Annotated in this window: 21 protein-coding genes and 2 pseudogenes; 14 read left to right on the plus strand and 9 right to left on the minus strand. The window is 68.5% G+C overall.

The annotated features are described in order from the left end of the window. The first annotated feature begins 198 nt into the window (after positions 1 to 198). The 6 genes and pseudogenes from AB0C30_RS43535 (at position 199) to AB0C30_RS43560 (ending at position 5,114) form a co-directional block, all read left to right on the plus strand. Positions 199 to 1,035: an SDR family NAD(P)-dependent oxidoreductase gene (locus AB0C30_RS43535; protein WP_357955218.1), complete on the plus strand. Its 837-nt coding sequence runs from the start codon at positions 199 to 201 to the stop codon at positions 1,033 to 1,035. Positions 1,036 to 1,176: 141 nt separating this feature from the next. Then, complete coding sequence (locus tag AB0C30_RS43540) at positions 1,177 to 2,505, plus strand: DUF4158 domain-containing protein (protein ID WP_357955220.1); 1,329 nt, start codon at positions 1,177 to 1,179, stop codon at positions 2,503 to 2,505. Position 2,506: 1 nt separating this feature from the next. After that, complete coding sequence (locus AB0C30_RS43545; protein WP_357955222.1) at positions 2,507 to 3,523, plus strand: Tn3 family transposase; 1,017 nt, start codon at positions 2,507 to 2,509, stop codon at positions 3,521 to 3,523. A 23-nt stretch (positions 3,524 to 3,546) separates the two neighbouring features. Continuing rightward, positions 3,547 to 4,077 (plus strand): Tn3 family transposase, encoded by a 531-nt coding sequence (locus AB0C30_RS43550; RefSeq protein ID WP_357955224.1) that lies wholly within the window; start codon positions 3,547 to 3,549, stop codon positions 4,075 to 4,077. 14 nt (positions 4,078 to 4,091) lie between these two features. Beyond that, a pseudogene (locus tag AB0C30_RS43555) lies at positions 4,092 to 4,567 on the plus strand (DUF4158 domain-containing protein); the annotation flags it as partial. A gap of 130 nt (positions 4,568 to 4,697) precedes the next feature. Continuing rightward, positions 4,698 to 5,114, plus strand: a complete 417-nt coding sequence (locus tag AB0C30_RS43560; RefSeq protein WP_357955473.1) for a hypothetical protein — start codon at positions 4,698 to 4,700, stop codon at positions 5,112 to 5,114. 151 nt (positions 5,115 to 5,265) lie between these two features. On the opposite strand, the gene AB0C30_RS43565 is transcribed toward AB0C30_RS43560, so the two are convergent. Further along, complete coding sequence (locus AB0C30_RS43565; RefSeq protein WP_357955226.1) at positions 5,266 to 6,681, minus strand: MFS transporter; 1,416 nt, start codon at positions 6,679 to 6,681, stop codon at positions 5,266 to 5,268. A 395-nt stretch (positions 6,682 to 7,076) separates the two neighbouring features. Between AB0C30_RS43565 and AB0C30_RS43570 the strand changes: the two genes are divergently transcribed. The 5 genes and pseudogenes from AB0C30_RS43570 (at position 7,077) to AB0C30_RS43590 (ending at position 11,821) form a co-directional block, all read left to right on the plus strand. Next, positions 7,077 to 7,724, plus strand: coding sequence for a bifunctional 2-keto-4-hydroxyglutarate aldolase/2-keto-3-deoxy-6-phosphogluconate aldolase (locus AB0C30_RS43570; RefSeq protein WP_357955228.1), 648 nt, complete (start codon positions 7,077 to 7,079; stop codon positions 7,722 to 7,724). Further along, positions 7,721 to 8,335 (plus strand): AAA family ATPase, encoded by a 615-nt coding sequence (locus tag AB0C30_RS43575; RefSeq protein ID WP_357955230.1) that lies wholly within the window; start codon positions 7,721 to 7,723, stop codon positions 8,333 to 8,335. Before AB0C30_RS43570 ends, AB0C30_RS43575 begins: the two co-directional genes overlap by 4 nt. After that, positions 8,332 to 9,153, plus strand: a complete 822-nt coding sequence (locus tag AB0C30_RS43580) for a hypothetical protein (protein ID WP_357955232.1) — start codon at positions 8,332 to 8,334, stop codon at positions 9,151 to 9,153. Before AB0C30_RS43575 ends, AB0C30_RS43580 begins: the two co-directional genes overlap by 4 nt. 88 nt (positions 9,154 to 9,241) lie before the next feature. Next, a complete protein-coding gene (locus AB0C30_RS43585) occupies positions 9,242 to 9,985 on the plus strand; it encodes a DUF4158 domain-containing protein (protein ID WP_357955234.1) in 744 nt (247 codons plus the stop codon). A gap of 670 nt (positions 9,986 to 10,655) precedes the next feature. After that, positions 10,656 to 11,821, plus strand: a pseudogene (locus AB0C30_RS43590) (transposase). A gap of 86 nt (positions 11,822 to 11,907) precedes the next feature. Here the strand turns inward: AB0C30_RS43590 and AB0C30_RS43595 are convergent. Genes AB0C30_RS43595 through AB0C30_RS43605 form a run of 3 tightly spaced genes read right to left on the minus strand, consistent with a single transcriptional unit; the run spans position 11,908 to position 14,587 of the window. Continuing rightward, positions 11,908 to 13,191 (minus strand): SGNH/GDSL hydrolase family protein, encoded by a 1,284-nt coding sequence (locus tag AB0C30_RS43595; protein WP_357955236.1) that lies wholly within the window; start codon positions 13,189 to 13,191, stop codon positions 11,908 to 11,910. Positions 13,192 to 13,212: 21 nt separating this feature from the next. Next, the gene (locus tag AB0C30_RS43600; RefSeq protein WP_357955238.1) at positions 13,213 to 13,575 is read right to left on the minus strand and encodes a nuclear transport factor 2 family protein; all 363 of its coding nucleotides are present in this window, start codon (positions 13,573 to 13,575) and stop codon (positions 13,213 to 13,215) included. Between the two features lie 13 nt (positions 13,576 to 13,588). Then, on the minus strand, positions 13,589 to 14,587 hold the full coding sequence (locus tag AB0C30_RS43605; RefSeq protein ID WP_357955239.1) for a zinc-dependent alcohol dehydrogenase family protein: 999 nt from the start codon (positions 14,585 to 14,587) through the stop codon (positions 13,589 to 13,591). A 106-nt stretch (positions 14,588 to 14,693) separates the two neighbouring features. On the opposite strand from AB0C30_RS43605, the gene AB0C30_RS43610 reads away from it, so the two are divergent. Both AB0C30_RS43610 and AB0C30_RS43615 read left to right on the plus strand, forming a co-directional pair. Beyond that, positions 14,694 to 15,440, plus strand: a complete 747-nt coding sequence (locus AB0C30_RS43610) for a TetR/AcrR family transcriptional regulator (protein WP_225302104.1) — start codon at positions 14,694 to 14,696, stop codon at positions 15,438 to 15,440. Positions 15,441 to 15,583: 143 nt separating this feature from the next. Continuing rightward, a complete protein-coding gene (locus tag AB0C30_RS43615; RefSeq protein WP_357955241.1) occupies positions 15,584 to 16,555 on the plus strand; it encodes a site-specific integrase in 972 nt (323 codons plus the stop codon). Positions 16,556 to 16,680: 125 nt separating this feature from the next. Here the strand turns inward: AB0C30_RS43615 and AB0C30_RS43620 are convergent, their stop codons facing one another. Genes AB0C30_RS43620 through AB0C30_RS43640 form a run of 5 tightly spaced genes read right to left on the minus strand, consistent with a single transcriptional unit; the run spans position 16,681 to position 21,073 of the window. Then, positions 16,681 to 17,670, minus strand: a complete 990-nt coding sequence (locus tag AB0C30_RS43620) for a Gfo/Idh/MocA family oxidoreductase (RefSeq protein WP_357955243.1) — start codon at positions 17,668 to 17,670, stop codon at positions 16,681 to 16,683. Continuing rightward, complete coding sequence (locus AB0C30_RS43625; protein ID WP_357955245.1) at positions 17,667 to 18,557, minus strand: sugar phosphate isomerase/epimerase family protein; 891 nt, start codon at positions 18,555 to 18,557, stop codon at positions 17,667 to 17,669. The genes AB0C30_RS43620 and AB0C30_RS43625 overlap by 4 nt, the downstream gene beginning before the upstream one ends. Continuing rightward, complete coding sequence (locus AB0C30_RS43630; RefSeq protein WP_357955247.1) at positions 18,554 to 19,072, minus strand: VOC family protein; 519 nt, start codon at positions 19,070 to 19,072, stop codon at positions 18,554 to 18,556. Before AB0C30_RS43630 ends, AB0C30_RS43625 begins: the two co-directional genes overlap by 4 nt. Before the next feature lie 29 nt (positions 19,073 to 19,101). Next, entirely contained in the window at positions 19,102 to 20,097 is a 996-nt protein-coding gene (locus AB0C30_RS43635; protein WP_357955249.1) for a LacI family DNA-binding transcriptional regulator, read from the minus strand. Next, positions 20,075 to 21,073 (minus strand): Gfo/Idh/MocA family oxidoreductase, encoded by a 999-nt coding sequence (locus AB0C30_RS43640; RefSeq protein ID WP_357955251.1) that lies wholly within the window; start codon positions 21,071 to 21,073, stop codon positions 20,075 to 20,077. Before AB0C30_RS43640 ends, AB0C30_RS43635 begins: the two co-directional genes overlap by 23 nt. An 820-nt stretch (positions 21,074 to 21,893) precedes the next feature. On the opposite strand from AB0C30_RS43640, the gene AB0C30_RS43645 reads away from it, so the two are divergent. Further along, complete coding sequence (locus AB0C30_RS43645) at positions 21,894 to 22,775, plus strand: site-specific integrase (protein WP_357955253.1); 882 nt, start codon at positions 21,894 to 21,896, stop codon at positions 22,773 to 22,775. Positions 22,776 to 22,785 lie beyond the last annotated feature (10 nt).

A 22,785-nucleotide genomic window follows, 5' to 3' on the forward strand; every position in this document is an offset into this window, starting at 1 on the left:
TCGAGGACTGCGAGGAGGCCGAGCCCCGCCACCCGGACGACCCGCACGGAGGCGTCGCGGACTACGCGCTGGATGCCGACCAGGCCGCCGGCCGGCGGGAGGTCTCCGTCACGTCGCCGGATTCCCGGAAGAATGGCCCTGACCTGCGGGGGAAGTGGGTTCCTAAGGCTGTACCGCGAACGCCCGAAGGAGTACATCGTGAGCGCCACCACGCCCCGCTCGTCCGGCCGACCGCTGGCGCTGGTGACCGGCGCGTCGGCCGGGATCGGCTACGAACTGGCTCGGTTGTTCGCCCGCGACGGCTACGACCTGGTGGCCACCGGCCGCAGCGACAAGATCCACCAGGCCGCGGCCGCCTTCGAAGAGGAGGGCGCCCAGGTCGTCCCGATACAAGCAGACCTAGCCCAATACGACGGCGTCGAGGCCGTCTGGCAGGCCACGCAGGCTACCGGCCGCCCGGTGGAGGCGGCCGTACTCAATGCCGGCCGCAGCATCGGCGCCTTCCCCGACACCGACCTGGACGACGAACTGGACCTGATCTCCCTGAACATCGCCTCGGTCGTCCACCTGGCCAAGCACGTGGCCCGGCACATGGCCGCCAACCGCAACGGAAGGATCCTGATCACCTCATCCCTGTCGGCGACCCTGCCCACGCCGTACGAGACCGTCTACGGGCCCTCCCGCGCCTTCACCTACATGTTCGCCGAAGGCCTGCGTGAGGAACTGAAGGAGCACGGCGTGAGCGTGACCGCCCTGCTGCCCGGAGCCACCGACAGCGACTTCCACGCCCGTGCCGGTATGGCCAACACCGCCTTCGGGACGGGGGCGAAGAAGAACAGCCGCATCGACGTGGCCCATCAGGGCTTCGATGCCCTGATGGCGGGCAAGGACCATGTCGTGGCCGGCGACGGAGCCACCAAACGCACCGCCCTCATGCACCGGTTCTTGCCCGAGACGTTCAAAGCCGCCCGCCACGCCCACAAGGGGGGCAGACCAAGTACGGGAGAAAGGGACAGTGGGCTGCTGAACTGCTAGTCAGAGGGGTGTTTCTCGGATGATGTGACCCTCCGCTTGAGTTTGATTGCGTTTCGGTGAACAAGGCCGATCGGCGGGGTTGATCGCCGCTACGGTTTCGGCGTCTTGGATGCCGGGATCGAGGCGAGGGACGGCCCTGGGATGACGTGGATCGAGCGGACCGCCTATCCGCAGTTCAAGCGGCTGACGTCGGCGCGTGTGCTGCATGTGTTCTTCACGCCGTCGCCGGAGGAGGTGGTCTGCGCCGAACAGCGCACCGGCAGCCCCGAGTCGTGCTTCGCGTTGGTGCTGGCGTTGAAGTGCTTTCAGAAGATGGCGCGTTTCCCGTCCCCGGACGAGATCCCCGACGTGGTGATCGACCACGTCCGGCGCTGCCTGGAGTTGGCCGAGGACATCTGGCCGGACCACGGGTCCTCCCCGAGCGCGAAGGCGCATCGCAAGCTGGTGCGCCAGCGTCAGGGCGTGAAGTACGACGCGGGCCGGGCCCGGGCGATCGCCGCGGTGGCGATCCGGAAGGCGGCCCAGGCCAAGAACAACCCGGCGGACCTGATCAACGTGGCGATCGAGGAGTTGCTCCGGCTCCGGCTGGAGCTGCTCGGGTACACGACGCTGGAGGACTTGGCCACGAGCATCCGCGCCGAGGTGAACGCCGCCATCTTCGCCACGATCCTGCGGCGGATGGGCGAGGCCGGCCGGACCCGGATGGAGAGTCTGCTCGTCGTCGGGCCGGACGGCAAATCGACGTTCAACCGGCTCAAGAAGCCCGCCCAGCGGGCCACCTGGTCGCGATTCCGCGAGCAGGTGAAATGGCTGGATCAGGTGGACGCGCTCGGCGACACCGACGCCTGGCTGGACGGCATCGCACCGTCGAAGATCGCCGACTTCGCCGGTGAGGCCGACGCCCAGGACGCCAACACCTTGTCGCGCTACGACCCAGTCAAGCAGGTGGCGTTGCTGGCCTGTCTGACGCACACCGCCCGGATGCGGGCCCGCGACGACCTGGCCGAGATGTTGTGCAAGCGGATGGCCTCCCACGTCAAGCGGGCCAAGGCGGAGCTTGAGGAGATTCGCGCCCGCCAGCGCGCGACCAGCGAGCGGCTGATCGGCACCTACCGTCAGGTGCTGGAACGTCTCGACCCCGGCAGCGAGACCTCGGCCGCCGGAGTCGAGGCGGTGGCGCGGGCCATGGAGGCGGTGACCTCGTGCGCCGGTAACGCCGGGCAGGTCCAGGCGCTGGGCGAGATGCTGTCGGCGCTCGTGGTGCAGACCCACAGCGTGCAGGCGGTGCGGGCGGCGGTGGAGCAGGCCGGCGGGTTCGCCGCGCAGCTGGCCGACATCGAGGAGGTGGCCGCCTTCCACGGCGAGGCGCACGAGCTGCTGGTGTACCGGTTCTTCAAGAAGGACCGGCCGGCGCTGTTCGAGCTGGCGGGCAAGCTGCGGCTACCTGGCAGAGGAACCGCGTACCGGTGACGTGGCCGTGCTCGGCTCGAACGAGTACGCCGACTGGGGTGCCCACCTGCTGCCCTGGGAAGAATGCCAGCCGAAGCTGGCCGCCTTCTGCGAGAAGGTCGGCCTGCCCGACACCCCCGCCGGCTTCGTCGCCCACCTCAAGGACGCCCACCTGAGCGCGGCCGCGCACCTGGACGCCGGCTACCTCGACAACGCCGACCTGGTCATCGACGAGGGTGGTGTGCCCACCCTGAAGCGCCGCCGCGGTAAGGGCAGCGATGCGGAGGCCGAACGGCTGGCGGCCGCGATCGAACGGCGGATGCCCGAACGCTCGCTGCTGTCCATCGTCGCGCGCACCGCCCACTGGCTCACCTGGTATCGCCACTTCGGCCCCGCCTCCGGCTCCGACCCCAAGATCAAGGACAAGCTGGGGCGGTACTCACTGGCAGTGTTCACCGGCGGCATCAACATCGGCCCGTACGAGGCGGCCAAGCACATCGCCGGCGTCACCGCCCGCGAGCTGTCCATGGTCCGCAACCGGCACATCACCCTGAAGAAACTGAACGCCGCGATCGCCGATGTGGTCAACGCCTTCGCCGAGCTGGACGTGGTCAAGGCCTGGGGGGACGGCAGCACGGTGGCCGCCGACGGCACCCAGGTGGACACCTACATCGACAACCTGCTGGCCGAGACCAGCATCCGGTACGGAGGATTCGGCGGCATCGCCTACCACTACATCTCCGACACCTACGTGGCGCTGTTCTCCCGGTTCATCCCGTGCGGGGTGTGGGAGGCGGTGCACCTCATCGAAGGGCTGCTGGCCAACACCTCCGACATCCAGCCCTCCACCGTGCACGCCGACACCCAAGGCCAGAACTTCCCGGTCTTCGCCCTGGCGACCTTGTTCGGGTTCGACCTGATGCCGCGCATCCGCAACTTCAAGGACCTGATCTTCTTCCGCGCCTCTGAGAAGATCGTCTACCCGCACATCGACCAGCTGTTCGGGGAGAGCGGCCGCAACGTGATCGACGGAAGCTGATCGACAAGCACTGGATCGACCTGATGCAGGTGGCGATCTCCATCAGCGAGGGCCGCCTGTCCTCGGCCACGCTGATGCGGCGCCTGCGGTCCAACTCCCGCAAGAACCGCATCTACAAGGCCTTCCGCGAGGTCGGCCGCAGCGTGCGCACCGTCGCCTTGTTGCGGTATCTGGCCGATCCGGCGCTGCGGGCGCGGGTCACCGCGGCGACCAACAAGGTCGAGTCCTACAACGGATTCTCCAAGTGGCTCGGGTTCGGCGGGGTGCTGGCCGACAACGACCCCGAAGAGCAGGAGAAACTGATCAAGTTCAACACCCTGCTGGCCAACCTGGTCGTCTTCCACAACGCGCTGGACATCTCCGACATCGTGCGGCAGCTGGTGGCCGAGGGCTGGAGTATCACCGCCGATCAGCTCGGCCAGATCGCTCCCTACCTGCGGGCCCACATCAGCCGCTTCGGCGCGTACGCCACCGACGAGCTCCGTCAGCAGCCGGATCCGTTCGACCCCCTGCTGAAGGAGGTCGACTTCACCGACGTCGAACTGGCCGCTTGATCACTGAGGTGTTGGTGTCGGTTGGCGAACTGTCTCTGTGTGGTGAAGACAGGGCGGGCGGTCTTGTCGTCCCGATCGCCGCCCCGGCCCGATCTCCTTGGCAGGGCTACTTGGAGCGCTTGTTCTTCTTCCTGGATGCGGCCGCGTTGGAGACCGCGCGTCAGAAGCGTCGGCGGCACAATCGGCTGGGCTTCGCGGTGCAGTGGCGGACGGTGCGGATACTCGGCACGTTCCTGGAGGACCCGGTGGACGTGCCGCGTGTGGTGGCCGAGTACGCGGCGAGCAACTGGGTGTCGATGATCCGTCGTGCTTGAAGGAGTACAGGGAGCGGCTGCAGACCCACTATGAGCACGCGTGGGAGATCTGGGACCTGCTGGGATTTCGGGACTTCGCCGATGCCGAGGCGCAGGTCACGGCGTTCGTCGCCTGGCGGGTGGCCGCGACGCGGGACTCGCGACGGGAGCTGTTCGATCGGGCGGTGCTGTGGTTGATCGAGGAGCGGGTTCTGTTGCCGGGGATCTCGACGCTGGCGCGGCTGGTGCGGGAGGTCCAGCAGTCCGGCCTGGAGAACATCAACGCCGCGGTGGTGGCTCCGGGTCCCGGCGCACATGCGGCGGGAGTTGATCGGCACGCTGGAGGTGCCGGACGGCAAGCGGGTCTCGACGCTGGAATGGATGCGCACGCCGGTGACCGAGCTGTCGGGGACAGGGATGAGCGACGCGCTCGATCGCACCTCCTACGTGCTGGGGCTGGGCGCCGGGGTGGTGGATCTGTCGGCGGTGGCGCCGGTGAAGCTGGCCGAGCTGGCCTCTTATGGACTGCATGCCAAGGCCGCGAAGATCAAGCAGTTGCAGGGTGAGCGGCGGGTGGCCACGCTGGTGGCCACCGTGCGGGAGCTGGAGAGCTCGTCGGTGGACGATGCGTGGGGCTGCACGGCGGCCGGTTCGCCGATCCTGGCGGCGCTTGCGCGCGCTGCCGAAGCTGATGGCCGCGCGCAAGCCCGGCACCGAGCACATCAAGGGCTTGCAGGTTGGTGACCACCTCCGGGCGATGGGAGGTGACACGCATCCCATCGCCCGGAGGCCCTCGTCAGGTCAAGCACTCAGCGGAGTGTCACCAACCTCCGGCCTCGATGCGAAGCGGCCCTCGACGATGAAGAGCGCCTTGCACACGGAGAGCAGGCGGCGCCTACGGCAGGGAACGCTTCGTCTGGGTGCGCGAAGTGGCCTCCTCCAGCTCACCTTCCACCACCTCCAGGTCCTTCAGCGCAACCGTCGCTCGCAGCGTCTTGCTGCCCGTCTCCGGGAGCGTGAAGTAGACGGCGAGGCAGACAGCGACGACCACGATCATGTAGAGAGCGACGTACTTGGGTTGCCCGGCGCCGACGAACGCGGCAGCAATCAGGGGGGCGGTGCCGCCGAAGATAGCGATCACCAGCTGGTGGGAGAAGCCGATGCCGGCCACCCGGACCGACGCGGGGAACAGCTCCGCCTGGATGGTCGGGTACACCGCCTGCCAGATGCCCAGGACGAGCCATCCTGATGCGGCCACCACGACGTAGACCCAGAAGCCCGGCCGGTCGAGGAGGAGGAGCAGAGGGTAGAAGAGCACGATCATGCCGGCCGCACCCACGATGGGGAAGATCTTGCGCCGACCGAGCCGGTCCGACAGCGCGCCGCAGATCGGCACGACGATGACCAGAAGGGTGAGCCCGATGACGCTGCCGACCAGGGTGGAGCTCTTGTCCCGTCCGCTGGTGAGCTCGGCGTAGGTGGGCAGGAACGTCGCCCAGGTGTAGTAGGCCACGGCCGGCGCGGACAGCGCCGCTGTCTGCAGCAGGGCCTTCGGATGCTCACGGAGCAGAGCCAGCATCCGTGCCGGTGCCGACTTCTTGTCGACGAGGGAGCTGGCCTCGAACTCGGAGGTCTCGTCGGCGCGGGCCCGCAGGACGAGACCGACCACCCCCAGGAGGCCGCCCACGAGGAAGGGGATGCGCCAGCCCCAGGCCTCGAGCTCGTCCGGAGCGAGGGCTGTGGCGAGGATCGCGGCGGCACCGGTCGCGGCGAGGGTCGCCAGGCCGCTCGCCATGTTCGAGATGGACCCGAACAGACCTCTCCTGTTCGGCGGGGCGTGCTCGACCATGAACGAGATGGCGCTCTGCTGCTCGCTGCCGGCCGATATACCCTGCAGGATCCGGGCCACCACGAAGAGGATGGGCGCCGCGTAGCCGATCGTGCCGTACCCGGGGGTGAGCGCAATGATCAGGGAGCCGAGCGCCATCCCGGACACGGACAGGGTCAGGATGGCCCGCCGGCCGTAGCGATCGGCTAGCGGCGAGACGATGACCCCGCTGAAGGGGCGGATCACGAACCCGATTCCGTATGTGAGCAGCGCCGCCATGAGCGAGGCGAACGGGGAGTGGCTCGGAAAGATCTGCGGGGCGAACACCGCACTCAGCAACCCGTAGAGGTACCAGTCGTACCACTCGACGAAGTGGCCGATCGTGCCCGCCACCATGTTGACCGGGCGGCGAGGGCGATCCAGAACTTCAGAGGGCCCCGGAGGGCTTGAAGGCCCGGAGCCGTCTGGTGAGTTCGTCGTCATTGAGAGCTCCTTGGAGGGTGTGATGCCGTGCTGGGCATCGTCAGGACTTGTTCGTCGAGGACATCGCCGTTCCCGTCAGCAGGCCCCTGTCGAGGGGGGCGAAAGTCAGCGGTTGGGCAGCGCCTTGGTGTTCCTGGACCGGTCGAGCTCGTCGAGCCTGGCTCCGGCCGTACGAGTCGTCATCGGCACCCGTCCAGGTCAGCACAGGCCGCCTGGCACCGATCTGCCACGAGACCCGTGCCGGGGGTGCGGAACCCGGCGAGGCGGATCTCAGGGGCCGAAGGTTCTGCGAGCTCCATGAGCGTCTCCGATGAGATCGGTTGCTGAGATCGGTTGCAGAGACAGTAAGGAGCATGCGACCATTTGTCAATCACACTCTCGGCCAAGGGAAACAGGTGTTCACCAAGCTTGCGACACTGCGCACGATCGACGAGTCAGGCGCTGTGCTCATCGTTCGGCTACCCGACGCGGACAGCGCGGAGCGCGTTGCGCACGCCGCGATCGAGGGCGGATTCCGCGCCCTGGAGATCACGCTCTCCATCCCAGGGGCCGTCGAGCTCATCCGACGGTTGGCCACCCGGTACGCACCGGACGGTGTCGCCGTGGGAGCGGGAACCGTCCTCGACGGCCACGCCGCGTACGAGTGCATCCGAGCCGGTGCTGCCTTCTTGGTCAGCCCGCAGCTCAACTCGGAGATGATCCGGGTCGCCAACCGCTACCAGGTGCCGACGATCAGCGGGGCCTTCACCCCGACCGAGATCCTCGAGACCGCTGAGGCGGGTGCGGACATCGTCAAGATGTTCCCGACCGAGAACGCGGGTATCCCGTACGCCAAGGCCGTGCTCGCGCCGCTGGCGCACCTGCCGATCATGCCCGCCGGTGGTGTAACTGTCGAGAACGTCAAGGAGTGGTTCGCCGCCGGTGTGGCGGGCGTCGGTGTGGGCAGCGCCGTAACCAAGGCGTGGCAGCCTGACGGCGACTTCACCCGGGTGACCGCCGCCGCCCGCGACCTCCTGGCAGCGGTGCGGGAAGCGCGCGGATGAACGCGCCGATCCTGCGCATCGTCATCGGCACGGCGGGCTCAGGCAAGTCGACGATCGCCCAGCGCCTCGCCCAGCAACACGGCGCCGCCTACCTCGACAAGGACACGATGAGCGCACGGTTCGTCGAGTCCGCCCTGGTGTCGGCCGGGTACGACCCCGGCGACCGCGAGGCCAACCAGTTCTACCGCGACAACATCCTGCCCCTCGAGTACGACTCGCTGCTCGACGTCGCCGGGGCCAACCTTCGCCTCGGTTGCCCCGTGGTGATCGACGCACCCTTCAGCCCCTACCTGTCCGACCCCACCTTCATCACCGCGGCCGCGGAGCGCTTCGACTGGCCGCCGGTCGACGTGGAGGTGGTACGGGTCCGCGTCTCCCCGAGGACGCTGCAGGACCGACTGCGCAAGCGTGGCCTCAAACGCGACCAGGTCAAGCTCGCCCATTGGGACGAGTACTGGGCCGTGCACGGCGGGCTGCGGTGCGCGTGGACCGGCGTACGGCTGTCAGAGCTCTCCAACGACGCGCTGGAGGCAGGGACCGCCTCGGACGTGACGGCCCCCTCGGTTGACTTCGAGCACGGAGGACGCGGCACGGACGGAGGCACCCGATGATCAGCGGAACTACCACACTCATCGCGCACCTGGGCTACCCCACGCACACGTTCAAGTCGTCGCTGATCTGCAACCCCTGGTTCGAGAAGAACGGCATCGACGCCGTCGTCGTCCCGATGGGGATCAAGGCCGAGGACTACCCGGACTTCTTCCGATCGATCTTCACCCTCAGCAACATCCGCGGTGCGCTGGTCACCATGCCGCATAAGGTCACCACCATGGAACTGGTGGACGAGATCAGCCCGGCCGCCGCAATCGCCGGCGCGACGAACGCCGTCCTGCGACGGGAGGACGGGTCGCTCATCGCCGACCAGTTCGACGGCGCCGGCTTCGTCCGCGGCATGCTGCGCAAGGGGTTCAATCCGAGTGGGAAACGCGCGCTGATCGTCGGCAACGGCGGGGTCGGTTCTTCGATCGCTGCGTCGCTGGCCAGCCTCAGCGTGGCCGAGATCGGCTTGTTCGATCCCTACGCAGCCGCCTCTGAAGCGCTCTCTCAGCGCATCGGCCTGCACTACTCGGACGTGAAGGTCGTGGTGGGGTCGAGGGATCCCGAGGGCTACGACCTGATCGTGAACGCCACCCCCATCGGAATGGAGGACGGCGATCCTCTGCCGGTCGACGTCGACCGCGTCGCCCCCGGTTCGTACGTCGGAGATGTGGTGCTCAAGACCGACATCACGCCGTTCCTGCAGGCAGCCAAGAACAAGGGCTGCACGATCCAGGTCGGCAGCGACATGTTGTTCGAGCTGATTCCCGCCTATCTGGAGTTCTTCGGCTTCGACGACGCCGCACCGGACGACCTGCGCAGCCAACGGTGACGACCACGGCTTATGGAAGGTGCGCGTTGCCAAGGAAATAGGGGTGTAACCAAGGTAAGCCCAAAAGCCACAATCGTCGTATCAGCGGATGGGCTGCTTTCCCAAGCTGGCCGATGTCCCGGAGATGGTGGCGGAGTTCGTCCGGCGCGTGGTGGAACTGCCGGAGGGAACCATACCGGTGCATGCTCGCCGCGCACCAGCGAACAGCACCGGGTTGATCCGCCAGCGAGTCGGTCTCACCTACGATCAGGCTCAGGCCCGCAAGGTCGCCGACGAGGTGATACGGACCGAGGCCGCGGCGAAGAACGACCCGGCCGACCTGATCAACACCGCGTTGGAGAAGCTGGTCGAGACCGGGCTGGAGCTGCCCGCGTTCTCGACGCTGGATGCGATGGCGTCGGCGCTGCGCGCCGAGGTGAACAAGGTGATCTGCGGGATAATCTACGAGCGTTTGAGCGAGGCGCATCGCGAGCGGCTGCTGAAGCTGCTGACTGAGCGTGGCCTGGACGGCAAGACGCTGTTCAACCGGCTCAAGCAGAGCGCCGAACGGGCCAGTTGGTCGCATTTCAAGGACCTTGCCAAGCATTTGGCCTGGGTCGATGGCCTGGGCGACAGCACGGTGTGGTTGCAAGAGATGGCCGCGGGCAAGGTCGCCGACTTCGCCGAGGAGGCAGCCGCGGCCGATGCCGGAGTGCTGGGCGATTACGCGGTGATGAAGCGGGCGGCGGTGCTGGCTTGCCTGGTGCACAAGGCGCGGATGCGAGCCAGGGACGAGCTGGCCACGATGTTCGTCAAGCGGGTGGCGGCGAAGGTCAAGCGGGCCAAGACATGAGCAGATCGAGAAGGTCTCAGCCCATCATGAGGACAACTGGGAGGTGCTGCTGTACGGGCAGCTGCGCAAGGACCGGGCGGTGATGTACGAGCTGACCGAGCTGCTAGAGCTGCGAGCCACCAGCGCCGATGACCGGGTGCTGCGGGCGCTGGAGCACGCGCGGCGGCATCGCACTGCCCGCGACTACCTGCCCGAAGTGGACGCCGACGGCCAGATGATCGACGTCTCCTTCGCCGCCCAGAACTGGCAGAAGGCGGTGCGGGACCGGCACCGGCCCGGGATGCTGGTGCGCCGCCATTTCGAGGCGATGGTGTTTTGCTACCTGGCCGAGGAACTGCGCACCGGGGATGTGGCGGTGATCGGGTCGGAGGAGTACGCCGACTGGAGCCGGCAACTGCTGAGCTGGGAGGCGATAGAGGCCAAGCTGCCGCAGTACCTGGTGGACGTGGGCCTGCGCGAGGCCGGCGATGCGCGGCCGTTCGACGCCGCCGCCTTCACCGCCGAATTACGCGAAAAGCTGACCGCGGCGTCGGCCGCGGGCGACGGTGGCTATCCCGATAACGAAGACCTGTTCATCGACCCCAAGACCGGCGTGCCCACGCTGGCCGCCCACCGAGCCGACGAGCAGCGGCCCTCGGCCCGCAAGCTGGAGCAGGCGATCAAGGCGCGGATGCCGGAACGCTCGCTGCTGGGCATCGTGGCCCGCACCGCGTACTGGATCGAATGGTGGCACCGCTTCGGCCCGGCCTCGGGCAGCGATCCCAAGCTGACCGACCCGTTCGGCCGGTACGTGATCACCATGTTCGTCAAGGGCACCAACATGGGCCTGTACGAGGCCGCACGGCACATCCCCGGGGTCAGCGGGCACGAGCTGTCCATGGCCGCCAACCGGCCGAGACCAGCGTCCGGTACGGAAAGCCCGGCGGGATCGCCTACCACCACGTCGCCGACACCTACATCGCCTTGTTCACTCGATTTATCCCCTGTGGGGTGTGGGAGGCGGTCTACATCATCGACGGGCTGTTGCAGAACGCCTCGGAGGTCAAGCCGACCACGATCCATGCCGATACCCAAGGCCAGAGCTTCCCGGTCTTTACTCTGGCGCACCTGCTCGGGTTTGAGCTGATGCCGCGCATCCGCAACTGGAAGGACCTGACCTTCTACCGGCCCGGCCGCGCCACCCGGTACCGGCACATCGACGCGTTGTTCGGCGAGCCGGGCAAGAACGTCATCGATTGGACGCTGATGACCCATTTCCGGGACCTGCTGCGGGTGGCGGTCTCCATCCGGGAGAACGCCATCTCCTCAACGCTGCTGCTGCGCCGGCTGCGCTCCGGCTCGCGCAAGAACGCCCACTACGCCGCCTTCCGCGAGGTGGGGCGGGTGATCAGGACGGTGCAGTTGTTGCGGTACTTGTCGGACGCCCCGTTGCGCCGGCGGGTGACCGCGGCGACCAACAAGGTGGAGGCCTACAACGGCTTCGCCGAGTGGCTGCATTTCGGCCAGCGCGGGGTGATTGCCGACAACGACCCCATTGAGCAGGAGAAGGCGATGAAGTTCAACTCGCTGCTCACTAATTACGTGATCTTCCACAACACGCTCGACATCGCCGACGTGGTGCGGCAGTTGCAGGCCGAGGGGTGGAAGGTCGAGCCCGAGGACCTGGCCGAGGTCTCGCCCTATCTGACCGAGCACATCATGCGGTTCGGCGAGTACTCCACGCATGAGCTCGCCATCACCCCGGAGGCGTACGAGCCCCGCCTGGACATTGACTTCACCAGGTTGCATGACGTGGCTCAACCCGTCGGGCGCCAGGCCGCGCACAGCCCTGGTTGATCCCACGGCCTCCACGATCGCCTCCACAAGTGCGGTGCCAGGGCGCGGCAGGTGGAGGCGATCGGCAACGGGCGGGGTTCGGACGTTCAGCCGAGGTCGGCCGGGTGGATGGCGCCCGCGATGGCTCGATACCCGGCGTCGTTGAGGTGGAGGTGATCGCCTGAGTCGTAGGCGGGGTTGAGCCGGTCGCGGTCGGCGGGTGAGGCGGTGACGCGGTCGAGATCCACCACCGCGTCGAACGGGGCAGAGGTGCGGATCCAGGCGTTGATGGCCTCGCGCTTGGCCTCACTGCGGGCGGTGTAGTAGGCCGATCCCTTGACCGGCATCACCGTCGCGCCGATCACGCGCAGGTGCTTAACGTGGGCCAGCTGGATCAGTTCGCGAAGTCCCGCGATGACCTGGCCGGCGGAGACGTCGGGGTAGGGGGCGAAGATCGGGGAGGGAGGCGCCGCCGCCAGTTCGCCGATGCCGATGTCGTTGATGCCGGCCAGGATGATGACGGTGCGCGCGCCTGGCTGGCCGAGGACGTCTCGGCGAAAGCGGGCGGTGGCCTTGTCGCCGAACCATGCCGAGTCGACGGTAACGCGGTTGCCGGCGATGCCTTGGTTCAGCACGGCGCGGGGCGTGCCGGCGGCGGCCAGGCGTTCGGCAAGTTCATCGGGGTAGCGGTTGTTGGCGTCGGTGCTGCTGCCGGCTCCGTCGGTGAGGGAGTCGCCGAAGGTGACCACGCCGCCGCGACGCGCCGTGGGGATCATGTCCACGCCGGTGAGGTAGTACCAGGACTGCGAGGTGTCGGTGAAGGCGGCGGCGCCGACGTCGGCGGCGTGATCGCCGGCGGCCCGGTAGGTGGTGGCGAGGGCTTGGGCGTGATATGTGGCCGGGCCGGTCGGCTGGGCCGCGAAGAACGTGATGGTGACCGAGTCCAGGGCGGCCAGGTGCAGTGGCGCCGGGTCGGTGACGAGGTCGGTCCCGGCCGGGACGGTGAAGGTGCGCTTGCCGCGGACGGTCAGGTGACGCAGCGATCCCGGCTCGATGGCGGCTCCGCGGTCGGTGCGGGCGATGGTGGCTTGGTCGACGGTGAGCGGGGTGGTGCCGTAGCGGTTGGACAGCCGGATCCGGGCGGCTTTACCGCCGGCGCTGATCCGGACGATCTGGCGCACTGTCTGTCGGGTGAAGCCCTGCTGTGACCAATTGGGGGCGAAGCTGGTGTTGGGGCGCTGTGGCGCGGCGGTCCAGGTCGCGCTCCAGCCGGGTCCGGTGGCGGCTGAGGGCTGCCGGGCGGTGTCCGGAAAGGCGGCAGCGGCGCCGGTCAGCAGGGCGCAGACGGTGATGGCCGTGACGGTCAACAGCCGTCGGGTGGCGGAGGACATGGTTCTTCCCGGGTGGTGGGGTCAGCTGTTGGTGGCGTCGAAGAAGGCGTACAGGTGGCGGATGCGCCCGTCGGCGAAGACGGCGACGTCGGAGCCGGTCGCGGCGGTGGTGCCGGCTTCGGGATTGCCGAACCGCCAGAAGAAACGGGCCTGACGATGGTGCACGTCGACCGGGGCACTCAGGCCGAAGCGGAAACCAGGCGGGATCCGCTGCTGCAGGTCGACGAACGCCGAATCCAGCGCATCGTGTCCTTCAACGGCGATCTCCGGGTCGGTGTAGGTGCAGTCGGGGGTGAGGATCTCCTCGATGGTGGCGCGCCGGGAGGCGGCGTCGGTGTCGTTGATGGCCTCGATGAACCGGTGGATGAGCTCGGTGTAGTTCATGGGTTTCTCCTGGTCAGTGCCGGACGGTCACGACGATCTTGCCGACCTGGGTGTTGGACTCCATGTAGCGGTGGGCCTCGACGATGTCGGTCAGGTCGAAGGTGCGGTCGATGACCGGGGCGAGCGCTCCGGCGCGCAGGCCATCGGTGATGAAGGTCTCGGCCCGGAGGACCCGCTCCTCATCGGCGAACAGGTGGAAGATGGCGTAGCCGTAGACGTTGATCGGCCACCACATCGGCAGAGGGGTGGGCCGCCCGTCCAGGGAGCCGTAGACGATCAGCATGCCGTCGGGGGCCACGGCCTGCGCCAGGTCGGGCAGGTCGGGCCCGGCGACGCCGTCGAAGATCAGCCGCGCGCCGCGCTCGCCGGTGAGGGCGTGCACCTGCTTGACCACGTTGCCGTCGTCGGCGGCGATCACGTGCTTGGCGCCTGCGGCCAGAAGCCGGTCGGTTTTGGCGCCGGTCCTGGTCACCGCGATGGGCGTGGCGCCCAGGTGGGCGACGATCTGGACGGCGGCCAGGCCGACGCTGCTGGAGGCGGCCGTGACGACCACATCATCGCCGGGCTGCAGTCTGCCGACCTCGACCAGTGCGCCGTAGGAGGTGAACGCGGGCACCCAGATGGCCGCGCCGGTCACCGCGTCCATGTGTTCCGGACGGCGGATCAGCCGCTCGGCCGCCACGATGGCCCGGTCGGCGTAGATGCCGTGGACGGACATTCCCTCGTCGTTCGGCTTGGCCACGATGCTGACCGCTTCTCCGGCGGCGTAGCCGGTCACGCCGGGTCCGACGGCCTCCACCACGCCGGCGGCCTCGGTTCCCAGACGCGAGCCGGGCAGCACCGCGTCGTAGTAGTAGCGGCCGGTGCGCAGGAACACCTCGCCCCGGTTGAGTCCGAAGGCGTCGATGCGCACCCGCACTTGGCCGGGGCCGGGTTCACCGATTTCCACGTCGGCGAGGTAGAGCACCTCGGGACCGCCGAGCTCGTCGAACAGGACTGTCCTGGCTTTCATCACGAAACTCTTCTCTCAGTTACACGTATCCTGTCGCCGTTCAAAGTCAGAACGGCGTTCAAACTTGATGCGCCGTACTCTAACGTAGCGGTGTAAGCTGTCAAGCGTGCAAGAGCAGACAGTGGGCCGGCGGGCACGGTTGCGGGCGCAGACCACCGCGGAGATCAAAGCCATCGCGCTCAAGCACCTCAGCGAGGGCGGCCCCGACGCGGTCTCGCTTCGGGCGATCGGCCGCGAGATGGGGATGAGCGGCAGCGCCATCTACAGCTACTTCGACACCCGCGACGCGTTGATCACCACGCTGATCAACGACATCTACACCTCGCTGCTGGACCAGGTGGAAACTGCACGCGACGCCGTCGCCCCCGACGACATCGCCGGCCGGATCCTGGCCTGGGGGCAGGCCCTACGCGTCTGGTCGCTGGCCAACCCCGAAGGCTTCCGGCTCATCTACGGCGATCCGGTCGCCGGCTACCACGCGCCGACCGGAGGACCGGCCCCCGAGGCCGCCAAACGTGCCTGCTTGGGACTCACCGAACTGGCCGCCGCCGCCTGGCCGTACGCGAAAGCCACCCAGGCATCCACCGACCACCAGTGGTCGGACTTCTCACCCGGCCTGGCCGACACCATCCGCGAACACTTCCCCGACCTGCCCCCGGCTGCCGTTGCCCTCGCCCTGCGCATGTGGGGCCGCATGCACGGCCTGATCTCCCTGGAGGTCTACGGCCATCTCGGCACGCAGACCGGCGACCCCGCCAAGCTCTACCACGCCGAACTGCTCGACCTGCTCAGATCCCTAGGGCTCGACGTGGAGCATGCGCGCCGCGCGAGGACGCCGCACTCCTCGGCCTGAACCTTTGGACGATGTGCCGCACAACGAGATGTAGCACGCCACAGATAACACTCTATTATCTGTGGCACCGCTGATCACGACCTGCGGTAACGAAAGCGGCTGCTGCGTGAAGCGGCCCTGTTATCTGCGGCAAGGAGGACGCCGTGCCCGCCGTGACGCCGCTGCCAGCCGCCCAGCGCCTGACGGTCCGCGCCGCGGCCGACGTCTTCCTCGACACCGTGCCCAACCCCAACACCGTGCGCGCTTACGCCGCCGGCGTCGGCAAGATCGCGCAACGGCTCGGCGAGCACCGCCCCCTCGCGGCGGTGGCCGACGACGAGATCGGCGAGGCCCTGGAAGCGCTGTGGGGCGGTGCGGCCGTCAACACGTGGAACGCCCGCCGCGCCGCCGTACTGTCCTGGCTGGCCTGGTGCCGCGAGCACGGCCACACCGCACCAGCCGTACCCGCCTGGGCCAAGCGGCTGACCGCACCCGACAGCCAGACCCCCGCCCGCTCCAAGACCGCGATCGACCGGCTGATCATCCGCCGCGACGTCGGCGTCCGGGAGAAAACCCTCTACAGGCTCCTGTATGAGACGGCCGCCCGGGCCGAGGAAATCCTCACCCTCAACATCGAGGACCTGGACCTGACGGCCCGCCAGGCACGGGTCAAGGCCAAGGGCGCCCACGCCAAGACCCGCCGCCGCGGTCAGGCCCGCGAGGACTTCGTGCTGGAGACCGTCTACTGGGACGCCGGCGCCGCTCGGCTGCTCCCTCGCCTGCTCAAAGGCCGCACCCGCGGCCCGGTCTTCGTCACCCACCGCCGCCCCGGCCCCGGCAAGGTTGTCAGCCCCCGCGACGTCTGTCCCGATACCAGCCTGGCTCGCCTGTCCTACGGCCAGGCCCGCGCCCTGCTGGACGAGCACACCGCGCTGAACGGCCCCGGCACGGGGTGGGACCTGCACGAATTCCGCCACTCGGCGCTGACCCACCTGGGCGAGGCGGGCACCAGCCTGCTGATGCTGATGGCCAAATCCCGGCACAAGAAACCGGAGAACCTGCGGCGCTACTTCAAGCCCTCACCGGACGCCATCGCCGAGATCACCAGCCTGCTCGCCCCTCGGACCAGCGGCTGACCCGCTCGACTTGCTCAAGCAAGATCGCGATTGTGGGTTTTGGGCTTACCTTGGCTACACCCCAAATAAACACGCAGAAGGCTGAACGACCTGATCAAGCCGGTAACGACGTCAGGTCGTCGCCGTCACTTCTTGGCGTGGCTGCTCCAGGCCCGTCCGGGTTGCTCTTCGGTGGGGAGCCCGGCGGCGGCGAGGATGCGATCGAGGAGGAGCTGGGTCTTCACCGCGTCAGCCCCAGACGTCAAGGGCTCACCGCGGTCCCGTACACGGTCCAGGAAGTGGTGAACCGCTCCGGCGAAGCCGAACGTCTGCGTTGCCGTCGCCCAGCCGAAGGCCTCGGGCGACATCTCGCGCACGGTCGTCCCGTCGGGTCGGCTGATCGAGATCCGGTCGGGCGCGGTGACGTTCGCGCTCGCCCCGTCTCCGTAGGCGTCGAGCTTCTCGCTCCAGCCGCCAGCGTCGCGGGCCCCCACGAGTACGCCGGAGTGACCGTTGTCGAACCGGACGAGCGCGGCCACGCCGTCCTCCTGCCAGCGATCCTCACCGGCCGCGTGCGCGCTGACGTCGACGGGCTCGCCCCCGCAGTACCAGCGCAGCAGGTCGACCATGTGGATCGCGTTCTCGAAGGTGGCGCGGTACTCGGAGCCTGCCCGGTTCTTCTGGGCGACGCAGAAGCTCGCGCCGCTCTCCCCGAAAGCCGCGCGACCGGCCTCGTACACCGGAGCGAAGCGGCGGTTGAACCCGACCATGAGCACCCGTTCTCGTACGGCGGCCAGCTCGGCGAGGGACTGCACGTCGGACGCGCTCGTCGCCAGCGGCTTCTCGCAGAAGACGTCGACGCCGGCCTCCAGCGCGAGTCGCGTCGCGTGGACGTGCTCCGACCGGGGCGTGAGGACGAACAACGCGTCCAGTTCCTCCGCCTCGAGCAACGTCTCGACCGTCGGATAGGCACGGCGGAAGCCCCAGCGCCGCATCAGGGGCTGCGGGTCATCCTTGCGGGTGACCAGGCCCCGCAGCTCCACGTCGTCGCGAGTGACGAGGGTCGGGAGCTGAGCGATGCTCGCGATGTTGCCAGCGCCCGCCACACCGATGCGCAGCACGTCTCCACTCGTCACGCGGGCACCACCGTGGCGAGCATCTTGCGGAGCGCGAGCGCGGAGTCCTTGAAGCCGATCGCGGGGTCGGGCAGGTCCTGAGGATGCCACCGGTACTCGTACTCGAGTGAGAGCACGTCGTCGTAACCGCGGCGCACGAGCTCCTCGAGGATGTCGGGCCACGGCACGACGCCCGTACCGACGACCCGGGACCTGACAGCGCGTTCCTCAGCCTTGACCCGGGCGGTGTCCGAGGCCCGGAAGGGCGCCTCCGGGTCTTTGAAGACCAGGTCCTTCACGTGCACGTGGCCGACGAGCTCGCCCTGGACGGCAAAGGCCTCCTGCCAGGTCTCGTCATGGGTGAAGGTCAGGTTGGCCTGGTCGTACAGGACGCGGACGGAGGGGAAGCCGACTTCGCTGACGAGACGGGCGGTATCGGCCGCGGTCTGCGCCATGGTGCCGAAGTGGTTCTCGACGCAGAGCACGACGCCCGCGTCCGCGGCCTCGGGCGCGAGAACGGTCAGCGCGCTCCGCAGCTGCTCCCAGTGCCGGGCGTAATCGGTGTCCCCCGGGTGCCAGGCGCCGGCGTACACCCGGACGCGGGTCGCACCGACGGTGTGCGCGGCCTGGAGGCATGCGCGGAATTCGTCGATCCCCTGCTGCCAGCTCGCCGCGTCGACGCTGTTGATGGAGGTCGTGTACGGGGTGAGCGCGACGATCGGGACACCTTCGGCGTCGGCGATCGCGGCGGCCTGCTGCGCAGACCGCGGGTCCGACGGGCTGATGGCCGCCGGGTAGTCGTCCTGGTAGATGACTTCGGCGGCGTCGAGACCTGCCGTGCCGAAGAGGCGCAGCGCATCGGCGAGGTCACGGCCCGGGGTTCCCAGCGTGTGTCCGGCGATGATCATGAGAGAGGGGTGCTCCTTCTTGGCGGGCGGTTCCAGTCCGCCGGGCCGACGAGGTTCGGGGGGTTCTGTACTCGGGACCGGTCCACGAGCTCCATCAGCAGGCCCCAGGGGGTGACGAAGTACGTCCACCGGTTGCCGGCCACGAGGGGGCTGTCGGGACCGACTTCCTTGCGGCCGCCGAGGACCCGAACGTTCGGGATCGTGCCGAGGTGCGCGATCGCCGCGTCGACGTCGTCGACGACGAAGCACAGGTGATGACCGCCCCGGTCGCTGTGTCGAGGGTGCTGGGTCCGCTGGTCCACGGACTGCCACTCGAACAGCTCGACGTTCAGGTTCGGCGGGAGCCGCAGCATTGCGAGCTCGAGGACAGCGTCCGACGGGACGTCGAAGTGCGCCGGCATGAACGACGGGTCGGGACCGCGCTGGGAGCGGTAGAGTTCCTCCGCCCCGAGGACCTCGACGAAGAAGCGCACCGCCTCGTCCAGGTCGGGGACCGTGTACGCAGCATGGTCCACGTGACGGAGCCCGGGCAGCAGCCGGCCAGTCACCGGACCGGCCTGGTCGAGGAGCGGACGAGTAGCTGCGGCTGGAGCACCACGTGCTCGACCGGGCCGCCGTTCGCCGCTTGCTCGGCGAGACGGATCGCGATGCGGCCCATCTCGGCGATGGGTTGCTGCACCGAGGTCAGCGGCGGGTTGCTGCGGGCGCCGAGCGCCAGACCGTCGAAGCCCACCACCGAGACGTCGCCGGGGACCGACATCCCCCGCGAGCCGAGCGAGCTGATGAGTCCGAAGGCGACCAGGTCGTTGCCCGCGATGACAGCCGTCGGCCGCTCACGCAGGCTCACGAGCTCTTCTGCGGCACGTTCGCCGGCGCCGACGCCGATCCCGCTGCTGTCGAGCTCGATCGGCGTCATCCCGTGCTTCTCCGCCAGCGTCCGGTAAGCCTGGCGTCGATCTGCGGCGGTGTGCGTCCCCGCGATCCCCGAGACGTAGGCGATGGAGGTGTGCCCGAGCTCGAACAAGTGGTCCAACGCGAGCGCGATCCCTGTCGCGCTGTCGATGGTCACCGTGGATGCCTGGTCGCCGGACTCGACCCGGTCGATGACGACCAGCCGCTTTCCGAAGCCCCGGGACTCGAACTCGGCGGGAAAGACCCGGGTGTAGGGCGCGATCACCGCGAAAGGCGCGTACATCGCCTGCATGGCGTCGAGGTACCGGGCCGTGGCGTCCGCGTCATTCTCCGTCACGCACAGCACCAGCTGGTAGCCACGCTCCCCCGCGGCGGCCGTCATGGCCTTCGCGAGCTCGGCGAAGTACGGGTTGGTAATGTCGGGGACGACCAGAGGCACGAGGGTGCTGACCTTGGTGCGGAGCGCCTGGGCGAGCGGGCTCATCCTGTAGCCCATGGAGGCCGCCACCTGGCGGACGTGGTCCAGGGTCTCCCGCTTGACGGCCTCGGGGCGGGAGAACGCCCGCGAGACCGTCGACCTGTGGACCCCGGCTGCCGCCGCTACCTCATCGATGCTGGGTGTGGACACCGGTTCTCTCCTGTCGGCTGTGCGCGTATGCGTCCCAGATGACGGCCATCGTGGTCTCGAGATCGCTGATCCGCGGGAGCTCCACGAAATCACGTCTCAGCTGCTCGGCCACCTGGTCGACGAACAATCCGTACAACGGGTCGCTGTCCACGTCGATGAGTGCGGTCTCCGTGACGCCGTCGACGGAGGTGAACGACGCGTTCCCGTCAGACCAGATGGTCGCGGTCCCCGCGGCGCCGATCCGCATGAAGGAGCAGTGCCGCTTGAGCGGCGACCCGGGGAACGCATATCCCACCTCGATGGTGGCGATCCGTCCGTCGGCCGTGGTCAGCGTCATCGAGGCGTAGTCCTCGACGCTGCGGCGGTGCAGCTTCGACGACAAGGCTGCCGTCACCGCTACTTCCTCCGCACCGGCCGAGCGGAGGAAGAGATCCACGAAGTGCGGGGCGAGGTTGACCATGCACCCGCCGCCGGCGCGCTCGACGTCGACCATCCACGGACTGCCGTTGACGAGGTAGCGGTCGGGCGGGCCCGCGATGAACTGCACGCTCTCGTACACCGAGCGGCCGGCTCTCGCCAGCCAGCGGTCGGTCGGGCCTCCCCGCTGCACGAGAGGCACTGCAATCGGTATCCCGGCAGCGTCCGCGGCCGCCCGGACGTCGACCAGCTCCTGCAACGACACCCCGGCCGGCTTCTCCACGACGAGCGGGATGCGCCGAGCGACGAGAGCGAGGCAGACCTCGCGCATCACGTCGTGCGGGACGAAGACGTACGCCAGCTCGGCGTCCCCGTGGGCCGCAAGCACTTCCTCCCAGGACTGGTAGAGAGGCGCGTCCCAGAGACGCGCAAGGTGCTCCGTACGCGACGTGTCGGGGTCGCTGACCCCCACGACGTCGTGCTGCTCGGCGACCCGGTCTGCGCACAGGTGCACATGCCAGTGCGACGCGCCGAGGATGATCGTCTTGGCTTTTTTCATGTCTGCGGACCACTGCGGCCGAGTATCCCCTCGGCGAGCTCGCCGGCCCGCAGGGCCTGGCGGCGCCCGACCAACGCACGATCACCGGGGCCATCGACGACACCAAGAGCCCGGTCATCAGCGTCTCCGTGCGACGGCCGGAGCAGCGCGTCGCACCGTACGCTGCAGACATGCAGAGCGCTGGGGTCAGCGGTCATGAACTCCCCACTGAGATCGGTTGCTGAGATCGGTTGCAGAAAAGTTAGTGGAGGACCACCCAGGTGTCAACCACGGATCGATCCAACGCGGCGTGTCAGCTCTCGGACCAACTCTGGACCAGCTGACCCGCATCGGCCGGCGTTCAGCAGCAAATGTGGTCAGTCCTGCAGGTCGCTGAGAATGCGGGCGAGGCTGTCACGGTCGCCTCGATACAGCACTTCCTTGCCGTCGCGGCGGGAGGCGACTGCGCTGGTGGGCGGCCTGTTCCCGGCACCGCGCCTTCCCGTCCCGGAGTAAGGGGGCCCACGCCGTGCTGGAGGAGTATTACCAGTTGCCCGACACCGCCGACCAAAGCCCCGACGAGATGGAGAAGCGCCTGCCGCCAAGGGCCTGCACTTCCACACCGAACCGGGCGGCGACGTGCACCGCATCGTCCACGATCCCGCCTGACCACGGACCCTCGATCAGGTCGGCGGCCTCGCTTGCCCGACAGGCCGGGCCGTCGGCCGGTTCGGCGCAGGATGGAGATCCGCCCGCCCGCCGAACCCAGGATCCCGCCTTCCCGGCCTTACGCGCCGCCCTCCAGATGTACCTGATAAAGGAATCACGTACATGAGCGATCATGACGGCGCGGCGACCAGCAGAACCCCTCGACCGGGCCGTGCGCGACTCCGGCACGTTATCCGGTACATCACGCCGGGCGGCGCACGGCGGTCAGCGTGAGCGCCGCACCGAAGTCGCCGACGCCGAGATCGGCACCGCGCTCACCGAGCTGTGGGGCAAGTCCGCGCCGGCGACCTGGAACCGCAACCGCGCCGCCATCACCTCCTGGCTGACCTGGTGCCAGACCAAGAAGCACTGGGCCGCCCCCTCGATCCCGGCCGAGGCTGAGCACCGCAAGGAATCCGCCGACGAGACCCGCGCCGTGGCCAAGACCACCCTCCACCGGCTGCTCTCGCGCCGCAACATCCCCCTTCGCGAGCGGACGCTGTGGCGGATGCTCTACGAAACCGCGGCCAGAGCCGCGGAGATCCTGGCTCTGAACGTCGAGGACCTCGATCTGGAGCACCGCCGCGCGCCCGTCCGCTCCAAGGGCGGCGCCATCGAATGGGTCTACTGGGACAGCGGCACCGCCCACCTGCTGCCCCGCCTGCTCCGGCTCCCCGACGGCAGCACCCGCACGCACGGTCCCCTGTTCCTGTCCGAACGACGCCCCGTCCCGGCCCGCCGCCCTGCGGCCGCCGACATCTGCCCGCACACCGGCCGCGCCCGCCTCGGCTACGACCGCGCCCGCGTCCTGCTGGAGAAGTACGCCGGACTCGACCTGCACCAGCTGCGCCACAGCGCCGCCACCCACCTCGGCGACGCCGAAGTCCCGCTGCAGCTCATCATGGGCAAGACCCGCCACAAGAACCCCCGCACCGCCATGCGCTACGTCAAACCCGGTGCTGAGGCCATCGCCAAGGTCACCGAGGTCCTGGCACCCCGCCGCCGTACCCACTGACCAGCAGTTT

Source organism: Nonomuraea sp. NPDC048901 (assembly GCF_040649695.1).
In the GTDB taxonomy this organism is placed as follows: domain Bacteria; phylum Actinomycetota; class Actinomycetes; order Streptosporangiales; family Streptosporangiaceae; genus Nonomuraea.